The organism is Serratia sp. OLAL2, assembly GCF_002752475.1.
Taxonomy (GTDB): Bacteria; Pseudomonadota; Gammaproteobacteria; order Enterobacterales; family Enterobacteriaceae; genus Serratia; species Serratia bockelmannii.
The window spans coordinates 147,017-161,253 of sequence record NZ_MSTL01000019.1 but is presented as its reverse complement, the minus strand read 5'-3'; the positions used below and the strand labels follow the sequence as shown (position 1 = coordinate 161,253).

Sequence of the window (14,237 nt, the reverse complement as noted above, 5' to 3'; positions counted from 1 at the left end):
TCCCATTAATAAAGCGTTAGAGTGCCGCTAAATATTTCTCTACCTGATTTTTGACCTTGCCGACCGTGACGCCGTAAATCACCTGCACTTCACGGCGATTCTTCACCACGCCTTTGGCGCCGGTACTTTTCAACGCGGCCTCATCCACCCGCGCCATATCCTTTAATTCCACCCGCAGCCGGGTAAAGCAGTTATCGACGGAAATAATGTTTTCCTTGCCACCCAGCGCGCGAATAATGATGCCGCTTGGCTCGTCCGGGGTATTTTTGCGGTTCCGGTAATCCTGTTTGGAATAGAGTTTGACGTCCTGATCATCTTCACGGCCCGGCGTCTTCAGATTGAGCTTCAGCACCAGCGTTTTGAACACCAGGTAATACACCGCAAACTGCACCAGCCCGATGACCACATACAGCGGCCAGCGGGTGAGGGAGACCGGCAGCGGCAGGTTGTAGGCCAGGAACTCGACCAGCCCGCTGGCGCCCCAGGGGCGCACTTGGAACAGGTTGCAGGCTACCTGCGAGAGCGCGGTCAACACGGCGTGGATCACCCACAGCAGCGGAGAGATAAACAGGAAGGTGAACTCTATCGGCTCGGTGATGCCGACCAGGATCGAGGTGGTGATGGCCGGGATCAGAATCGCCTTGGCCAGCATTTTCTTTTCCGGTTTGGCGGTGTGATAGAAAGCCAATGCCGCGCCCGACAGGCCGAAGATGGTCACCATCCCTTGCTGCGAGAAACGCAGCGCCTCGTTCATCAGCGGCGAGATGCTTGGGTCGCGCATGTAGGCCAGGAAAATCGCCTGCGAGCCGGAGACGGTCTGGCCGTCTTGTACGATCGAACCGCCGATACTGGTGAGCTGGAACGGCGACCAGATAAAGTGGTGCAGCCCGGTGGGGATCAGGAATTTCTCGAAGAAGCCGTAGACGAATACCCCGAGCGAGCCGGCGCTTTTCATAAAGCCGGTAAGCGCGATCAGGCCCTGTGAGATAGCCGGCCACAGGTAGCTGAAGGCGACGGCGTACAGCATGATGATCGGCGTCATGGCAATCAGCACCAGCTTGGCGCCGCCGTAGACCGAGAACACGCCGTTGAGTTCGACGTTGCACAGGCGGTTATGCACCCAGGCAATCGTGACGCCGAGGATAAGACCGAGGAAAATGCCCATATCTACCACGGTAAATCCCAGCAGTTCCGTTTGCCCGGTGCCGTAATACTCACCGTTAATCTTGGCCGCGACGTGGCCGCTGAATTGCAGATAAGACGAATTGGCGCCGAGGAACATGATAAAGCACATCACCGCGACCAGCGCCGCTTCGCTTTTCTTGTCTTTGGCCAGGCCGTAGGTAATACCGATACAGAAAATCAGCCCGAGATTGCCGAATAACGGCCAGAAGGTATCGCCGATCATTTTACCGATAGAGAAGACGGCGGAATGTTCATTGATTAATGTGGCATTGGTAAGAATAGAACTGAGCGCCAGAATCAGACCGATTACCGGCAGGAAAAATATCGGCCCCATCATGGCTTTGGAGAAAAGCTGCAGCTTGTTTAAGATATTATCGATAATACCTTTCATGGCAGTTCCTTTTTATATTTTAATGGATGACGACGTTGCTGAATAAACTCCCTGAAAGCGAGAAAAATAAGGCACCTTGCCTGGATTCAGTTATAGGGGGAAGTTTTCGCCGCTGCAATCGGTGGGGCGGAAATAGGCACCGATGGTCACTGAGTGACAACCGGTGCCGGTTGTGAAGGGGATCACAACCGGGCGCGGCAGCGCCCGGCGGGAAGGATTATTCTGCCTTGGGCGAGCGATCGCGCATCACCCACTGGCTGGCGATCACCAGCACCAGCGACAGCAGCAGCAAAATGGTGGCCAGCGCGTTGACCTCCGGCGAGACGCCGACTTTCACCATCGAGTAGATCTTCAGCGGCAAAATCTCGTAGCTCGGCCCGGTGACAAAGGAGGAGACGACCACGTCGTCCATCGACAGGGTAAAGCTCAGCAGCCAACCTGCCGCCACCGCCGGCATCGCCAGCGGCAGGATGATTTTGCGCAGGATGGTGAACTCGCTTGCGCCGAGATCGCGCGCGGCTTCCAGCATCTTCACGTCGAAGCCTTTCAGGCGCGCGTAGACGGTCACTACCACGAACGGCAGGCAGAAGGTGATGTGCGAGAACAGCAGCGACCAGAAGCCGAGCGAAATGCCCAGCAGCATGAACAGCACCAGCAGCGAGATGGCCATTACGATGTCCGGTGACATCATCACCACGAACAGCATGCCGCCGACGAACGGCTTGCCGCGGAAGCGGTAGCGGTACAGCGCCACCGCGGTCAGCGAGCCGATCAGGGTGGCGAAGGTAGCGGAAAGCACCGCCATGGTCAGCGAGTGCCCCGCGGCCTGCAGCAGGCTGTCGTTATTCAGCAGCGTGGCGTACCACTTGGTGGTGAATCCTTGCCAGTTGATGCCAAAGCGCGAAGCGTTGAAGGAGTTGACGATCAGGATGACGATCGGGATATACAGATAGGCGTATACCAGCGTCATAAAGCCGCCGCGTAGCAGACGTCCGATCATGCCAGATCCTCCTTCTTGTTCAGCAGGCGGGCGGCCCGGTAATAGACCAGCAGCAACAGCCCCATCACCAGCGTCAGGCAGATGCTGGTGGCCGCGCCGAACGGCCAGTCGCGGATATTGAGGAACTGGCTTTTAATCACGTTGCCGATCAATAGATTCTTGGCGCCGCCCATCAGATCGGCGACGAAGAACAGCCCCATCGCCGGCAGCACCACCAGCAGGCAGCCGGCGATAATGCCCGGCATGGTCAGCGGCACGATGATGCGGATAAAGGTCTGCAGCTTGCTGGCGCCGAGATCGCGCGCCGCCTCCAGGCAGGATTTATCGAGCTTTTCGATGCTGGAGTAGAGCGGCATCACCATAAACGGCAGCAGAATATACACCAGGCCGAGGATCACCGCTTCCGAGGTGTACATGATGCGCAGCGGCTTGTCGATGACGCCGATCCACAGCAGCGCGTCGTTGAGATAGCCGCGGGTGCTGAGAAACAGCTTCAGGCCGTAGATGCGGATCAGCGAGTTGGTCCAGAAGGGCACGATCAGCAGAAACAGCAGCAGCGGCCGCACCTTCTGCGGCAAGCGCGCCAGGATAAAGGCGAACGGATAGCCGATCACCAGGCAGCACAGGGTGGCGATCAGCGCCATGTTCAGCGAGTGCAGCAGCACCTGGGCGTACAACGGGTCGAACAAGCGCCGGTAGTTATCCAGCGTGAACACCATCTGCACCAGATTGGCGTCGTCGCGGGTCAGGAAGCTGGTGCCGATGATCATCAGGTTCGGCATGAACACGAACAACAGCAGCCAGGCGACGACGCCGACGATCACCACATTCTGGAAGACTTTACGCGATTTCTTCATCGGCCAGCACCACCTCCCAGCTTTCGACCCAGGTCACCGCCATCTTCTGGTTGAGCGAGTGATCGACGTCCGGATCGTCTTCGTTGAAGAACTCGCTGACCATCACCGTTTTGCCGTTCTCCAGCTCGACCACCGACTCCAGCGTCATGCCTTTGTAGTTGCGCTCACGCACGTAACCGATCAGCCCGTCGTGCTGCGCGCTGTCGTTCACTTCTTCCACCCGCAGATCTTCCGGGCGCAGCAGCACCTTCAGCTTTTGGCCCGGCTCCACCGGCAGATCGGCATAGATGTCGCACTCGCGGCCTTCGACGTTGGCGCGCACCCGCTGTGAATCGAGGCGTTCCAAAACCACCGCGTCGAAGATGTTAATCTCGCCGATGAAGCTGGCGACGAACAGATTCTTCGGCTCTTCGTAGATCTCACGCGGCGTGCCGTCCTGCTCGATGCGGCCTTCGCGCATCACCACGATGCGGTCCGACATGGTCAGCGCTTCTTCCTGATCGTGGGTGACGAACACGAAGGTGATGCCCAGCTTGCGCTGCAGCGCCTTCAGCTCGTTCTGCATCTGCTTGCGCAGCTTGTAGTCCAGCGCCGACAGCGATTCGTCCAGCAGCAGCACTTTCGGCTTGTTGACCACCGCGCGGGCGATGGCTACGCGCTGCTGTTGGCCACCGGAGAGCTGGCCCGGCCGCCGCTTGGCGAAGTCGTCCAACTGCACCATGCGCAGTGCCTCTTCGACGCGCGGCGTCAGTTCGGCCGCCGGCACCTTTTGCATGCGCAGGCCGAAGGCGACGTTGTCGAACACCGACATGTGCGGAAACAGAGCGTAGCTCTGAAACACGGTGTTGACGTGGCGATGCTCGGCCGGAATGGCGGTGATGTCCTGGCCGTCGAGCGCGATGCGGCCCCGATCGGCGTCTTCCAGACCGGCGATCAGGCGCAGCACCGTGGTTTTGCCACAGCCGGAGGGGCCGAGAATGGTGAGGAATTCGCCGTGATTAATCGTCAGATCCAGATCGGCAATGATGGTTTTGCCATCGAACGCTTTGCTCAGGGCATGCAGTTCAACAAGGGGAGTCGGAGAGGATGTCTCAGTCATTTATCGTATTACTCTATCCCGTGGGCTAATGCAGATAGAACCGCAACTGGAAAAGACTGCCGGAGCTTGCGGGATGCCCGCTGATCAAATGAAGCTCAAACCAGTTACGCCAATGGAAATTTTTCGAGCGCGCATGATAGACGCTGAATGCCGGAATTGAAAGCCGATCCGGCCCAGATGCCGCGTTTTTCATCATGATAGCGACAAATGACCCTGTGATGACAGCATTATTTCTCTCAGAAATCATCACAAAGATTAATGATATTGGCGAATTCTGGTTAAAAATGACCTGACGCAATATTTGATCCTGATCGGTTCCGCATAATGAAACGCGATATTCTGAGGGGCCGCTACCATGGACAAATTACTTGACCGCTTTTTCAACTACGTCTCTTTCGACACCCAGTCCAAAGCGAACGTAAAGCATGTGCCGAGCACCGACGGGCAGTTGAAGCTGGCGCGTGCGTTGCAGCAGGAAATGATCGCGCTCGGCTTCGAGCGAGTGTCGCTCAGCGAACACGGCTGCGTGATGGGCACCTGGCCGGGTAACGTCGCCTGGCCGGTGCCGGCGGTCGGTTTTATCGCCCATCTGGATACTTCGCCGGATTTCAGCGGCAAACACGTCAATCCGCAGATCGTCGAGAACTATCGCGGCGGCGACATTGCGCTCGGCATCGGTGATGAAGTGCTGTCGCCGGTGATGTTCCCGATCCTGCACCAGATGCTGGGGCAGACGCTGATCACCACCGATGGCAAAACGCTGCTGGGCGCCGACGACAAGGCCGGCATCGCCGAGATCCTCACCGCCATGGTGCGCCTGCGCGCGCGCAAAATCCCGCACGGCGACATCCGCGTGGCCTTCACCCCGGACGAGGAGGTGGGCAAAGGGGCGCAGCTGTTCGACGTGGCGGCCTTCAATGCCGAATGGGCTTACACCGTGGACGGCGGCGGCGTCGGCGAGTTGGAGTGCGAGAACTTCAACGCCGCCTCGGTGACGATCAAAATCCTCGGTAACAGCGTGCACCCCGGCAGCGCCAAGGGCGTGATGGTCAACGCGCTGTCGCTGGCGACCCGCATTCATCAGGCACTGCCGGCGGACGAAGCGCCGGAGACCACCGAAGGCTACCAGGGCTTTTATCACCTCAGCAGCATCAAGGGCAGCGTGGAGCGCGCCGAAATGCACTATATCTTGCGCGACTTCGAGCGTGAGGGGTTTGAGGCGCGCAAGCGCAAGATGGTGGACATCGCTCGCGAGGTCGGCAAAGGCCTGCCCCGCGATTGCTATATCGAAGTGAGCATCGAAGACAGCTATTACAACATGCGCGAACAGGTGGCGGAGCACCCGCACGTGATTGCGCTGGCGCAGCAGGCGATGCGCGACTGCGACATCGAACCGGTGATGAAACCGATCCGCGGCGGCACCGACGGCGCGCAGCTGTCGTTTCGCGGCCTGCCGTGCCCGAACCTGTTCACCGGTGGCTACAACTACCACGGCAAGCACGAGTTCGTGACGCTGGAGGGCATGGAGCAAGCGGTGGCGGTGATCATGCGCATCGCGGCGCTGGCCGCCGAGCGGGCGCGGTAAACGGGACGCTTGCGATCGGCATAATCGCTTGCCGCAACAAGGCGTTGCCCATAGTGTGGAGGTACATTCCCCACGCATAAGGACCGCATGATGAGCACCGAATACCGTATCGCCAGCCCGCATTTGACGCAGTTCGTTCAGGCAATTTGGCGCCAGGCCGGCAGTACGGCGCGCGAAGCCGAGCTGGTGGCCGATCATCTGGTGCAGGCCAATCTGGCCGGGCACGATTCGCACGGCGTCGGCATGATCCCCAGCTACATGGCGTCGTTGGCGCAGGGGCAATTACAGCTCAATCAGCACGCCGAAGTGGTGCGCGACGCTGGCGCGGTGCTGACGCTCGACGGCGCGCGCGGCTTCGGCCAGGTGGTGGCCAGCGAAGCGATGGCGCTGGGCATTGAACGCGCCGGCAAGCTGGGCCTGGCAGCGGTGGCGCTGCACAATGCGCACCATATCGGCCGCATCGGCCATTGGGCGGAACAGTGTGCCCGCGCCGGTTTTATCTCGATTCACTTCGTCAACGTGGTGGGCGATCCGATGGTGGCGCCGTTCGGCGGCAGCGATCGCCGCTTCGGCACCAACCCGTTCTGCGCCATTTTCCCGCGGCCGGGCCGAACGCCGCTGCTGTTGGATTTCGCCACCAGCGGCATCGCCTTCGGCAAGACCCGGGTGGCCTATAACAAAGGGCTGTCGGTGGCGCCGGGCTATCTGATCGACGAACACGGGCAACCCACCACCGAACCGAAGGTGATGCACGAAGCGCCGTTCGGGTCACTGTTGCCGTTCGGCTTGCACAAAGGCTATGCGCTGGCGGCGATGTGCGAGATCCTCGGCGGCGCGCTCTCCGGCGGCCGCACCACCCACGACGCTACGCTGAAAGCCGACAGCGACGCCATCTTCAACTGCATGACGACCCTGATCCTCGATCCTCAGGCCTTCGACGCCCCGCAAATGCAGGCCGAGGCCGAAGCGTTTATCGGCTGGGTGAAGGCGTCGCCGCCGAGCGGCGAACAGCCGATCGCGGTGCCGGGAGAATGGGAAGAGGCCAACCGCGCGACGCGGCTGGAGCAGGGCATACCGATAGACGCCAATACCTGGCGGCAGATTTGCGCGGCGGCGGAGCAGGCGGGCATGGCGAATGAAGCGCTGGCCGGCTTTCGCGCGCAGGCGCGGCAGGCATAAAAAAAGCCACCCGATAGGGTGGCTTGTTCGCGTACTCGCAATCAGTCGTTAAAGTACCAATAGCCGCTGTTGACCAGCGCGGTCAGCAGCGCCAGGAATGACGGGTCGTCCACCGCGTCGCCGAGCAGGGCGGCGTCGACGCTGAAGTGCTGGCACAGGGCATCTGCGGCCTGCAGCTGGTCGGTGTCGATCAGTTCGCCGTTGACGAAGCAGCGATCGCCGACCCGCAGCACGCGCAACCCGCCCAGGCGCTGCAGCGCTTCACCCTGTTGCAGCAGTTCGTAGATTTCCCCGGCCTGATACGGTGGCTCCGGCGGCGCCAGATCCAGCTCGTGGCGCGATTGGGAGATAAACTCGCCGAACCAGTGCTGGAAGTGTTCCGGCTGTTGCACCAGATCCAGCATCATCTGCCGTAAGGCGTCCACTTCCTGCGGCAGGATCTCCGCCGGGTGTTCGCGCAGTTTAACGTCCGGATCGCCGTAGCGTTTGCTGCCCAGCTCGCGTGCCAGCACGTAATCGGCGAAGCCGCTCACTAGCTCGCGGCCGTTCGGCGCGCGGAAGCCCACCGAGTAATTGAGCGCGTTTTCCAGCGCGTAGCCTTCATGCGGGAAGCCCGGCGGAATGTAGAGAATGTCGCCCGGCTCCATCTCTTCGTCGATGATGGCGTCGAACGGTTCGACCTGCAGCAGATCCGGGTGCGGGCAGTGCTGTTTCAGCGGCGTTTTTTCCCCGACGCGCCAGCGGCGGCGGCCAGTGCCCTGAATGATGAACACGTCGTACTGATCGAGATGCGGGCCGACGCCGCCACCCGGCACCGAGAAGGAGATCATCAGGTCATCCATCCGCCAGTCCGGCAGCTGGCGGAACGGGCGCATCAGCGCGGCGGAAGGCTCATGCCAGTGGTCCACCGCCTGCACCAGCAGCGACCAGTTGTTTTCGCTCAGGTGATCGAAGCTCTCGAAGGGGCCGTGCGCAACCTGCCAACGGCCGTCCTGGTGGCTGACCAGGCGGCTGTCCACTTCGTTTTCCATCGCCAGCCCGGCCAGCTCATCCGGGGAGATCGGATCGATAAAGTTTTTGAAGCCGCGCTTCAGAATCACCGGACGCTTTTGCCAATAGCGTTGCAAAAAATCGTTCCAGTCCAGATCTAATTGATAATCCATGTTCTATTCCAGGATAGAGGAGTGAGCCTGAGTGCGATTATAACGGAAGTTTGGCCCCGTGGATCGGGGCCGCAGCGGCATAATTTACTCGTTGTGGTGGGTGTCGTGCTGGCGGGCGAAGGTGACCTGCATGCGCGCGCCGCCGAGCGGACTGTCGCTGATGACGATTTCGCCGTCGTATTGCTCGATGATCTCCGCCGCCACCGACAGGCCAAGGCCCTGGCCGGGGCGCAGGGTATCCACCCGCTGGCCGCGCTGGAAGATCAGCTGGCGCTTGCTTTCCGGGATGCCCGGGCCGTCGTCGTCGATGACGATGGTGAGATTTTTCTCGGAGTGCAGCGAGGTGATTTCCACGAACTCCAGGCAGTATTTGCAGGCGTTTTCCAACACGTTGCCCATCACTTCCATAAAGTCGTTCTTCTCGCCCATAAAGGTCACTTCCGGCGAGATATCCAGCGTGATCACCACCCCTTTGCGCTGGTAAACCTTGTTCAGCGCCACCACCAGGCTGTCGAGCAGCGCCGGCACCGAGTGGATCTCGCGCGTCAGCACCGTCTGGCCGGAGTTGATGCTGGCCCGGTGCAGGTAGTAACCGATTTGCTGAGAGATGCGCCCGATCTGATCCAGCATGATCGGCTCGGCTTCTTCGATGGTGGTCTGCTTGCCGCTGCGCAGCGAGCGCAGGGTGCTTTGCAGCACCGCCAGCGGCGTTTTCAGGCTGTGGGTCAGATCCGACAGGGTGGTGCGATATTTGGTGTAGCGCTGGCGCTCGTTGCGCACCAGAATGTTCAGATTGCGCACCAGCCCGCGCAGCTCGCTGGGCGGATTCTCATCCAGCTGATCGCGCTCGCCGTTCTCCAGTTCGCCCACCTGATTGACCAGCGCCTTGATCGGCCGTAGGCTCCAGTAGGCCGCCAGCCACAGCAGTGGCACCACCAGCAGCAGGTTGGCCAGCAGCACGTAGCTGAACCACTCCCACACCACGTCTGAGCGCTGCAGCTCCTGCGGAATGCTGTCGACCACCACGATGGTCAACGCCGGCAGCCGCGCCGTGGCGGCATAGGTGTTGACCGCCACCGAGTGCGTCAGCGCGTTCTGATCGGTATCGTCATAATTCTTCAGCTGATCCTGCGCTTTGGGGTTATCCCCCAGCACTTCGCTACTGATGCGGGTATCGGTGTCAATTTCGTAGAAGCCGGACTCTTCCAGCCATTCCTTGTTGATCAGCTTCTCCAGCTCCGGCACTTTGCGCTGGCTCCAGAGCAGGTTGCCCTTATCGTCGTAGATAAAGACCAGCGTCGGGAAGTTGAGATCGATATCGGGGGGGATGGCGATGGTGAGCTTGTTGTCTTTCCACTGCGCCAGGCTGAAGAACAGGTTGCTCTCGCCGCGCAGCAGGCGGAAGGCGGTCTTGTCGAAGCTGACGATGTAGCCGACGACCGCCACCAAACCGTAAGAGAGCGACAGCGCCAGGATCACCCCGGCGGTCGCCATCAGGAAGCGGGCGCGCAGCGAAAACGGTTTTTTATTCTTGTTGAACATCATGTTCACTTCGCGTCAAAACGATAACCCTGGCCACGTACCGTGGTGATCACTTCATGCGGGTATTCCGCCTGCACCTTTTTACGCAAACGTCCCATCAGCACGTCGATGGTATGGCTTTCGCGCAGCTCGGCGTCCGGGTAGAGCTGCAGCATCAACGAATCCTTGCTCACCACCTTGCCGGCGTTGCGGATCAGGGTCTCGATGATGGTGTATTCAAAAGCGGTCAGCTTGATCTGCCGATCGTTGACGCTCAGTTCGCGGCGCGACAGATCGATCTGGAACGGGGGCAGCACGATCACCTGCGAAGCCAGGCCGCTGTTGCGGCGCATCAGCGCCTGCATGCGGGCGATCACTTCTTCCAGGTGGAACGGCTTGGTGACATAGTCGTCGGCGCCGGCTTCCAGCACCGCCACTTTGTCCTGCCAGCTTTCGCGGGCGGTCAGCACCAGGATCGGCAGTTTGGTCTGGTGCGCGCGCCAACGGCGGATCAGGCTCAGGCCGTCTTCGCCCGGCAGGCCGAGATCGACGATGGCAATATCCGGCGCGTGTTCCTGCAGGAAATAATCGGCTTCCTTGGCGTCTTCGGCCGCGTCGACCTGATGGCCCATCTCGCGCATCTGAACGGAAAGGTGGTGGCGCAGCAAACCATTATCTTCAACAACCAGTACTCGCATGGCGAACTCCTGTGACTGTGCGGGTGAACGTCCTGTCACCCACGCGATAAAAGGGAACACGCTCTGCGGCGTGTCAGGGGATAACGCGGCCACCTGAACCATTTTGACAAAAAGTGCTGAGGCTATGGTAGGTATAACCCGCCCGGCTCGCAAGAGAACCGAAGCAATGTATTAAAATAAGCGTTATCAATTTGTTCGCCGACATTATCGACAAGTTCTGATAAACGTCGGATAAACAGCGACGGGGCAACGTTAAACGCAACTTAAACGCGCCAGGCATTGTCGCGAAAGCAAAATGTGAACCGGGGCGCTTGATAAGCTTTAAAGGTACTAATAAGGTATTATCGAGGTATCGGCATATTTTCTCAGGAGCGACGGATGAAGCAGTTAACCCAGGCAGAACGCATAGCGGGCGCACTTTACGGACAGATGCTGGGCGACGCGCTCGGCATGCCTTCCGAGCTGTGGCCGCGCGAGCGGGTTAAGCGCCATTTCGGTTGGATAGACGGTTTCCTTGATGGGCCGGCGGAGAACTCGGCCGCCTGCTACTTCAAGGCCGGGCAATATACCGACGATACCGCGATGGCGTTAGCGCTGGCCGATGCGCTGCGGGAAGCGAAAGGCGAGGTGGTGCCAGAGTTGATCGCCCGCAACGTGATCCGCTGGGTGGACAGTTTTGACGCCTTCAACAAGAACATTCTCGGCCCCAGTTCCAAACTGGCGCTGAGCGAGCAGAAAGCGGGAACGCCAATCGCCGAGTTGGAAAACAACGGCATCACCAACGGTGCGGCGATGCGCATTTCGCCTTTAGGCTGCGTGCTGCCGTCTGCGCCGCTGGAGGAGTTCTGTCAGCAGGTGTGGCTGGCCTCCAGCCCGACGCACAAATCTGACATCGCCGTCGCCGGGGCCGTCGCGATCGCTTGGGCGGTTGCGCGGGCGGTGGAGGGCGCGGACTGGGCCTCGATTCGCCTGGCGCTGCCGGGCGTGGCGGAGTATGCCCAGCGCCGTCAGGAGACGACGTTCAGCCCCTCGTTGGCGGCGCGTATCGAGCTGGCGTTTCAGGTGGTGGATGAAGCCAGCGATCCCGAGCAGGCCTCCGAGCGGGTGTATCAACTGATCGGCGCCGGGGTCAGCACCATCGAGTCGGTGCCGGCGGCGCTGGCGATGGTGCAGCTGGCGCAAACCGACCCTACCCGGTGCGCCGTGCTGTGCGCCAACCTGGGCGGCGATACCGACACCATCGGTGCGATGGCCACTGCGATTTGCGGCGCGCTGCATGGCGCTGAAGCGATCGAAGCCGGGTTGCTGGCGGAGTTAAAACGGATGAATCCGCTGGATATCGAGGCTTACGTTCAGGCGTTCGTGCGCTTTCGCCGCCGCCGGCAGGGCGAGGCATAACGGATCAGCTTTCGCTGGTAAACTCGTACATGTCGCTGCGGCAGAAGCTTTCGCTGTATTCGATCGGCTTCTTGCTGTGGTCGAACAGCGTTTGACGCACGATCAGTAGCGGCATCGGTTCTGATAATTGCAGCGCCCGGCGGATGTCGTCGTCGGCCATCGCCGCGCTGACCTGGCTGCGCAGCGATCCCATTTCGACGTTATTGCGCCGGAAGTAGTCGTACAGCGAGATGCCGATCTCGTCGACGTTGGCAATCGCCGCCACCACCACGTAGGACACCGCCACCGACATCGGCCGCCGATCGATCAAGTGAATGCGTTTGAGTGTGTAGATCGGCGTTCCGGCCGCCAGCTGCAGCTTTTCAGCCAGTTCGGCGCTGGCGGGTACCCGCTCGCGGCTGATCCATTGCGTATCTGGCCGGCGCCCCTGCTGTAACACCTCGCTCGAGAATCCTTTGACGTCTGCCAAAGAATAGAACAGCTTCGGTTCGGGCCGTTGCAGTTGGATAAAGGTGCCGTAACCGCGTGAACGGCCGATGAGGCCGTCCTGCTCGAGGCAGGCCAACGCTTTGCGTACCGTGATGCGCGAGATGCCGAGCCGTTCGGTGAACAGGCGCTCGCTGGGCAAAAAATCCCCCGCATTCAGCAATCCTTGATCGATAGCCTGGCGCACCGAGGCGTTGAAGCGCAAATACAGCGGCATCGCGCCCGCGCTGGCCAGATCCTGCTGCAGTTTGTCCAGCAGACGCTGGTTGGTCTCCTTGCTCATAGCCGACGGAAATCCTGTAGCCGCATTGCGATGGCTTATTTAAGGGGATTTCGCCGGGCAGCGCAACTGCCGCCGCCCGGCGATAACGATGGGTGGGCATAGGATGCCCACTGGTTCATGGCTGAGACGGGTTATCGCCGGAGCGAATGTTTTTCACCTGATCGGCGCTGACCGCCGGGGCGCTGTTACCCCAACTGGTGCGCACGAAGGTCGCGAGCTGAGCGACCTGTTCATCGCTCAACCGCCAACCGAAGTCCGGCATGGTCAGGCCGGTAGGCGCACCGATGGTTACCGGCGTCCGTGAGCCGTGGAGGATGATGCTGATCAGCGACGACGGATCTTCGCTCAGCAACGCCGGATTGCGTGCCAGCTGAGGAAACGTGTTGCGATACCCCTGGCCGTCGCTACGGTGGCAGGCAGCGCAGTTGTCCAGGTAGGTTTGTGCGCCGGGCGTGTTGACCTTACCGGTGAACAACGCCTGGGCGATGCCGTCGTTGCGCGGCGGCGATGACTTCTCATCACCGGCAGGCAGCGATTTCAGGTAGACCGCGATCGCTTTCAGATCGTCATCGTTCAGATGTTGCGTGCTGTCCTGTACCACCTCCACCATTGAGCCGAAGGCGGCGAAACGTTGGGTATGGCCGGTTTTCAGAAAGCGCGTGATCTCCTGCGCACTCCAGTCCCCTAAGCCGCTGGCGGTATCGGCGCGCAGGTTAGCGGCATGCCAGCCCTCCAACGTCCCGCCGCTCAGATAGGCTGTATCGCTTTGGCTGAGCGCCTTTTCCTGGAAGCCGATACCGCGCGGCGTGTGACATGTGCCGCAGTGACCGAGCCCCTGAACCAGATAGGCACCGCGATTCCACTCGGCGCCGCGCTGCGCATCCAGCTGATAAACACCGTCTTCGCGAAAGATCAGATCCCACAATGCCAGCGGCCAACGCATGCTGAGCGGCCAGGGAATGTCGCTTTCCCGATTCGGCTGCGCCACTGCGCTGACCTTTTGCGTGAAATACAGATAAAGATCGCGGATATCGTCATCGTTGATTTTGGCAAACGACGGGTAGGGCATGGCCGGGTACAGCCGCCTGCCGTCGCGCGCGATGCCTTTGCGAAGCGCATCGGCGAACTCGGGCAGGCTGTACCCGCCGATACCGGTTTGGCGATCGGGCGTGATGTTGGTGGAGTAAATAGCGCCGATCGGCGTGGTCATCTTCAGGCCACCTGCGAAGAGGGCGCCGCCGGGCGCGGTGTGGCAGGCCGCGCAATCCCCTGCGCGCGCCAGATATTCACCGTGTTCAATTCGCGCCGTGGAAGGGAGGGCGTCGGCCGCCTTAACCGCACCTGCGGCGAGCAACAGCAGCACCGGCAATGTGGGTGTAAATCCTTTCATCT

Annotated in this window: 13 protein-coding genes; 3 read left to right on the top strand and 10 right to left on the bottom strand. The window is 60.5% G+C overall.

All coding sequences use genetic code 11. The features are described 5' to 3' along the window. Window positions 1-16: 16 nt before the first annotated feature. The 5 genes from BVU99_RS18125 to BVU99_RS25020 form a co-directional block, all read right to left on the bottom strand. Window positions 17-1,576, bottom strand: coding sequence for a PTS transporter subunit EIIC (locus BVU99_RS18125; RefSeq protein ID WP_025302508.1), 1,560 nt, complete (start codon window positions 1,574-1,576; stop codon window positions 17-19). Between the two features lie 217 nt (window positions 1,577-1,793). Beyond that, window positions 1,794-2,576: a spermidine/putrescine ABC transporter permease PotC gene (gene potC / locus BVU99_RS18120; RefSeq protein WP_043141506.1), complete on the bottom strand. Its 783-nt coding sequence runs from the start codon at window positions 2,574-2,576 to the stop codon at window positions 1,794-1,796. Next, entirely contained in the window at window positions 2,573-3,433 is an 861-nt protein-coding gene (gene potB, locus BVU99_RS18115; protein ID WP_025302510.1) for a spermidine/putrescine ABC transporter permease PotB, read from the bottom strand. Before potB ends, potC begins: the two co-directional genes overlap by 4 nt. Continuing rightward, window positions 3,417-4,532 (bottom strand): spermidine/putrescine ABC transporter ATP-binding protein PotA, encoded by a 1,116-nt coding sequence (gene potA / locus BVU99_RS18110; RefSeq protein WP_099817333.1) that lies wholly within the window; start codon window positions 4,530-4,532, stop codon window positions 3,417-3,419. The genes potB and potA overlap by 17 nt, the downstream gene beginning before the upstream one ends. Window positions 4,533-4,557: 25 nt before the next feature. After that, window positions 4,558-4,830, bottom strand: a complete 273-nt coding sequence (locus tag BVU99_RS25020) for a hypothetical protein (protein ID WP_141997848.1) — start codon at window positions 4,828-4,830, stop codon at window positions 4,558-4,560. A gap of 57 nt (window positions 4,831-4,887) precedes the next feature. On the opposite strand from BVU99_RS25020, the gene pepT reads away from it, so the two are divergent. Next, a complete protein-coding gene (pepT, locus tag BVU99_RS18105) occupies window positions 4,888-6,117 on the top strand; it encodes a peptidase T (RefSeq protein WP_004941154.1) in 1,230 nt (409 codons plus the stop codon). A gap of 90 nt (window positions 6,118-6,207) precedes the next feature. Next, the gene (locus tag BVU99_RS18100) at window positions 6,208-7,296 is read left to right on the top strand and encodes a malate/lactate/ureidoglycolate dehydrogenase (protein WP_049207171.1); all 1,089 of its coding nucleotides are present in this window, start codon (window positions 6,208-6,210) and stop codon (window positions 7,294-7,296) included. 41 nt (window positions 7,297-7,337) lie between these two features. On the opposite strand, the gene BVU99_RS18095 is transcribed toward BVU99_RS18100, so the two are convergent. The 3 genes from BVU99_RS18095 to phoP all read right to left on the bottom strand — a co-directional run bounded on the left by BVU99_RS18095 (window position 7,338) and on the right by phoP (window position 10,678). Further along, complete coding sequence (locus BVU99_RS18095; protein WP_004941161.1) at window positions 7,338-8,459, bottom strand: cupin domain-containing protein; 1,122 nt, start codon at window positions 8,457-8,459, stop codon at window positions 7,338-7,340. Window positions 8,460-8,543: 84 nt separating this feature from the next. Further along, the gene (phoQ, locus tag BVU99_RS18090; RefSeq protein WP_025160271.1) at window positions 8,544-10,001 is read right to left on the bottom strand and encodes a two-component system sensor histidine kinase PhoQ; all 1,458 of its coding nucleotides are present in this window, start codon (window positions 9,999-10,001) and stop codon (window positions 8,544-8,546) included. Window positions 10,002-10,006: 5 nt separating this feature from the next. Next, a complete protein-coding gene (gene phoP / locus BVU99_RS18085; RefSeq protein WP_025302513.1) occupies window positions 10,007-10,678 on the bottom strand; it encodes a two-component system response regulator PhoP in 672 nt (223 codons plus the stop codon). A 378-nt stretch (window positions 10,679-11,056) separates the two neighbouring features. Here phoP and BVU99_RS18080 point away from each other — a divergent pair, with 378 nt between their 5' ends. Next, a complete protein-coding gene (locus BVU99_RS18080; RefSeq protein ID WP_025302514.1) occupies window positions 11,057-12,076 on the top strand; it encodes an ADP-ribosylglycohydrolase family protein in 1,020 nt (339 codons plus the stop codon). Between the two features lie 4 nt (window positions 12,077-12,080). Here the strand turns inward: BVU99_RS18080 and BVU99_RS18075 are convergent, their stop codons facing one another. Both BVU99_RS18075 and BVU99_RS18070 read right to left on the bottom strand, forming a co-directional pair. Continuing rightward, a complete protein-coding gene (locus tag BVU99_RS18075; protein ID WP_025302515.1) occupies window positions 12,081-12,845 on the bottom strand; it encodes a GntR family transcriptional regulator in 765 nt (254 codons plus the stop codon). Between the two features lie 115 nt (window positions 12,846-12,960). Next, window positions 12,961-14,235: a cytochrome c gene (locus BVU99_RS18070; protein ID WP_025302516.1), complete on the bottom strand. Its 1,275-nt coding sequence runs from the start codon at window positions 14,233-14,235 to the stop codon at window positions 12,961-12,963. Window positions 14,236-14,237 lie beyond the last annotated feature (2 nt).

Bases quoted from the DNA above. Each gene is read 5' to 3' on its own strand.
- BVU99_RS18125 (WP_025302508.1), bottom strand. From the start codon at position 1,576: ATGAAAGGTATTATCGATAATATCTTAAACAAGCTGCAGCTTTTCTCC.
- potC (WP_043141506.1), bottom strand. From the start codon at position 2,576: ATGATCGGACGTCTGCTACGCGGCGGCTTTATGACGCTGGTATACGCC.
- potB (WP_025302510.1), bottom strand. From the start codon at position 3,433: ATGAAGAAATCGCGTAAAGTCTTCCAGAATGTGGTGATCGTCGGCGTC.
- potA (WP_099817333.1), bottom strand. From the start codon at position 4,532: ATGACTGAGACATCCTCTCCGACTCCCCTTGTTGAACTGCATGCCCTG.
- pepT (WP_004941154.1), top strand. From the start codon at position 4,888: ATGGACAAATTACTTGACCGCTTTTTCAACTACGTCTCTTTCGACACC.
- BVU99_RS18100 (WP_049207171.1), top strand. From the start codon at position 6,208: ATGAGCACCGAATACCGTATCGCCAGCCCGCATTTGACGCAGTTCGTT.
- BVU99_RS18095 (WP_004941161.1), bottom strand. From the start codon at position 8,459: ATGGATTATCAATTAGATCTGGACTGGAACGATTTTTTGCAACGCTAT.
- phoQ (WP_025160271.1), bottom strand. From the start codon at position 10,001: ATGTTCAACAAGAATAAAAAACCGTTTTCGCTGCGCGCCCGCTTCCTG.
- phoP (WP_025302513.1), bottom strand. From the start codon at position 10,678: ATGCGAGTACTGGTTGTTGAAGATAATGGTTTGCTGCGCCACCACCTT.
- BVU99_RS18080 (WP_025302514.1), top strand. From the start codon at position 11,057: ATGAAGCAGTTAACCCAGGCAGAACGCATAGCGGGCGCACTTTACGGA.
- BVU99_RS18075 (WP_025302515.1), bottom strand. From the start codon at position 12,845: ATGAGCAAGGAGACCAACCAGCGTCTGCTGGACAAACTGCAGCAGGAT.
- BVU99_RS18070 (WP_025302516.1), bottom strand. From the start codon at position 14,235: ATGAAAGGATTTACACCCACATTGCCGGTGCTGCTGTTGCTCGCCGCA.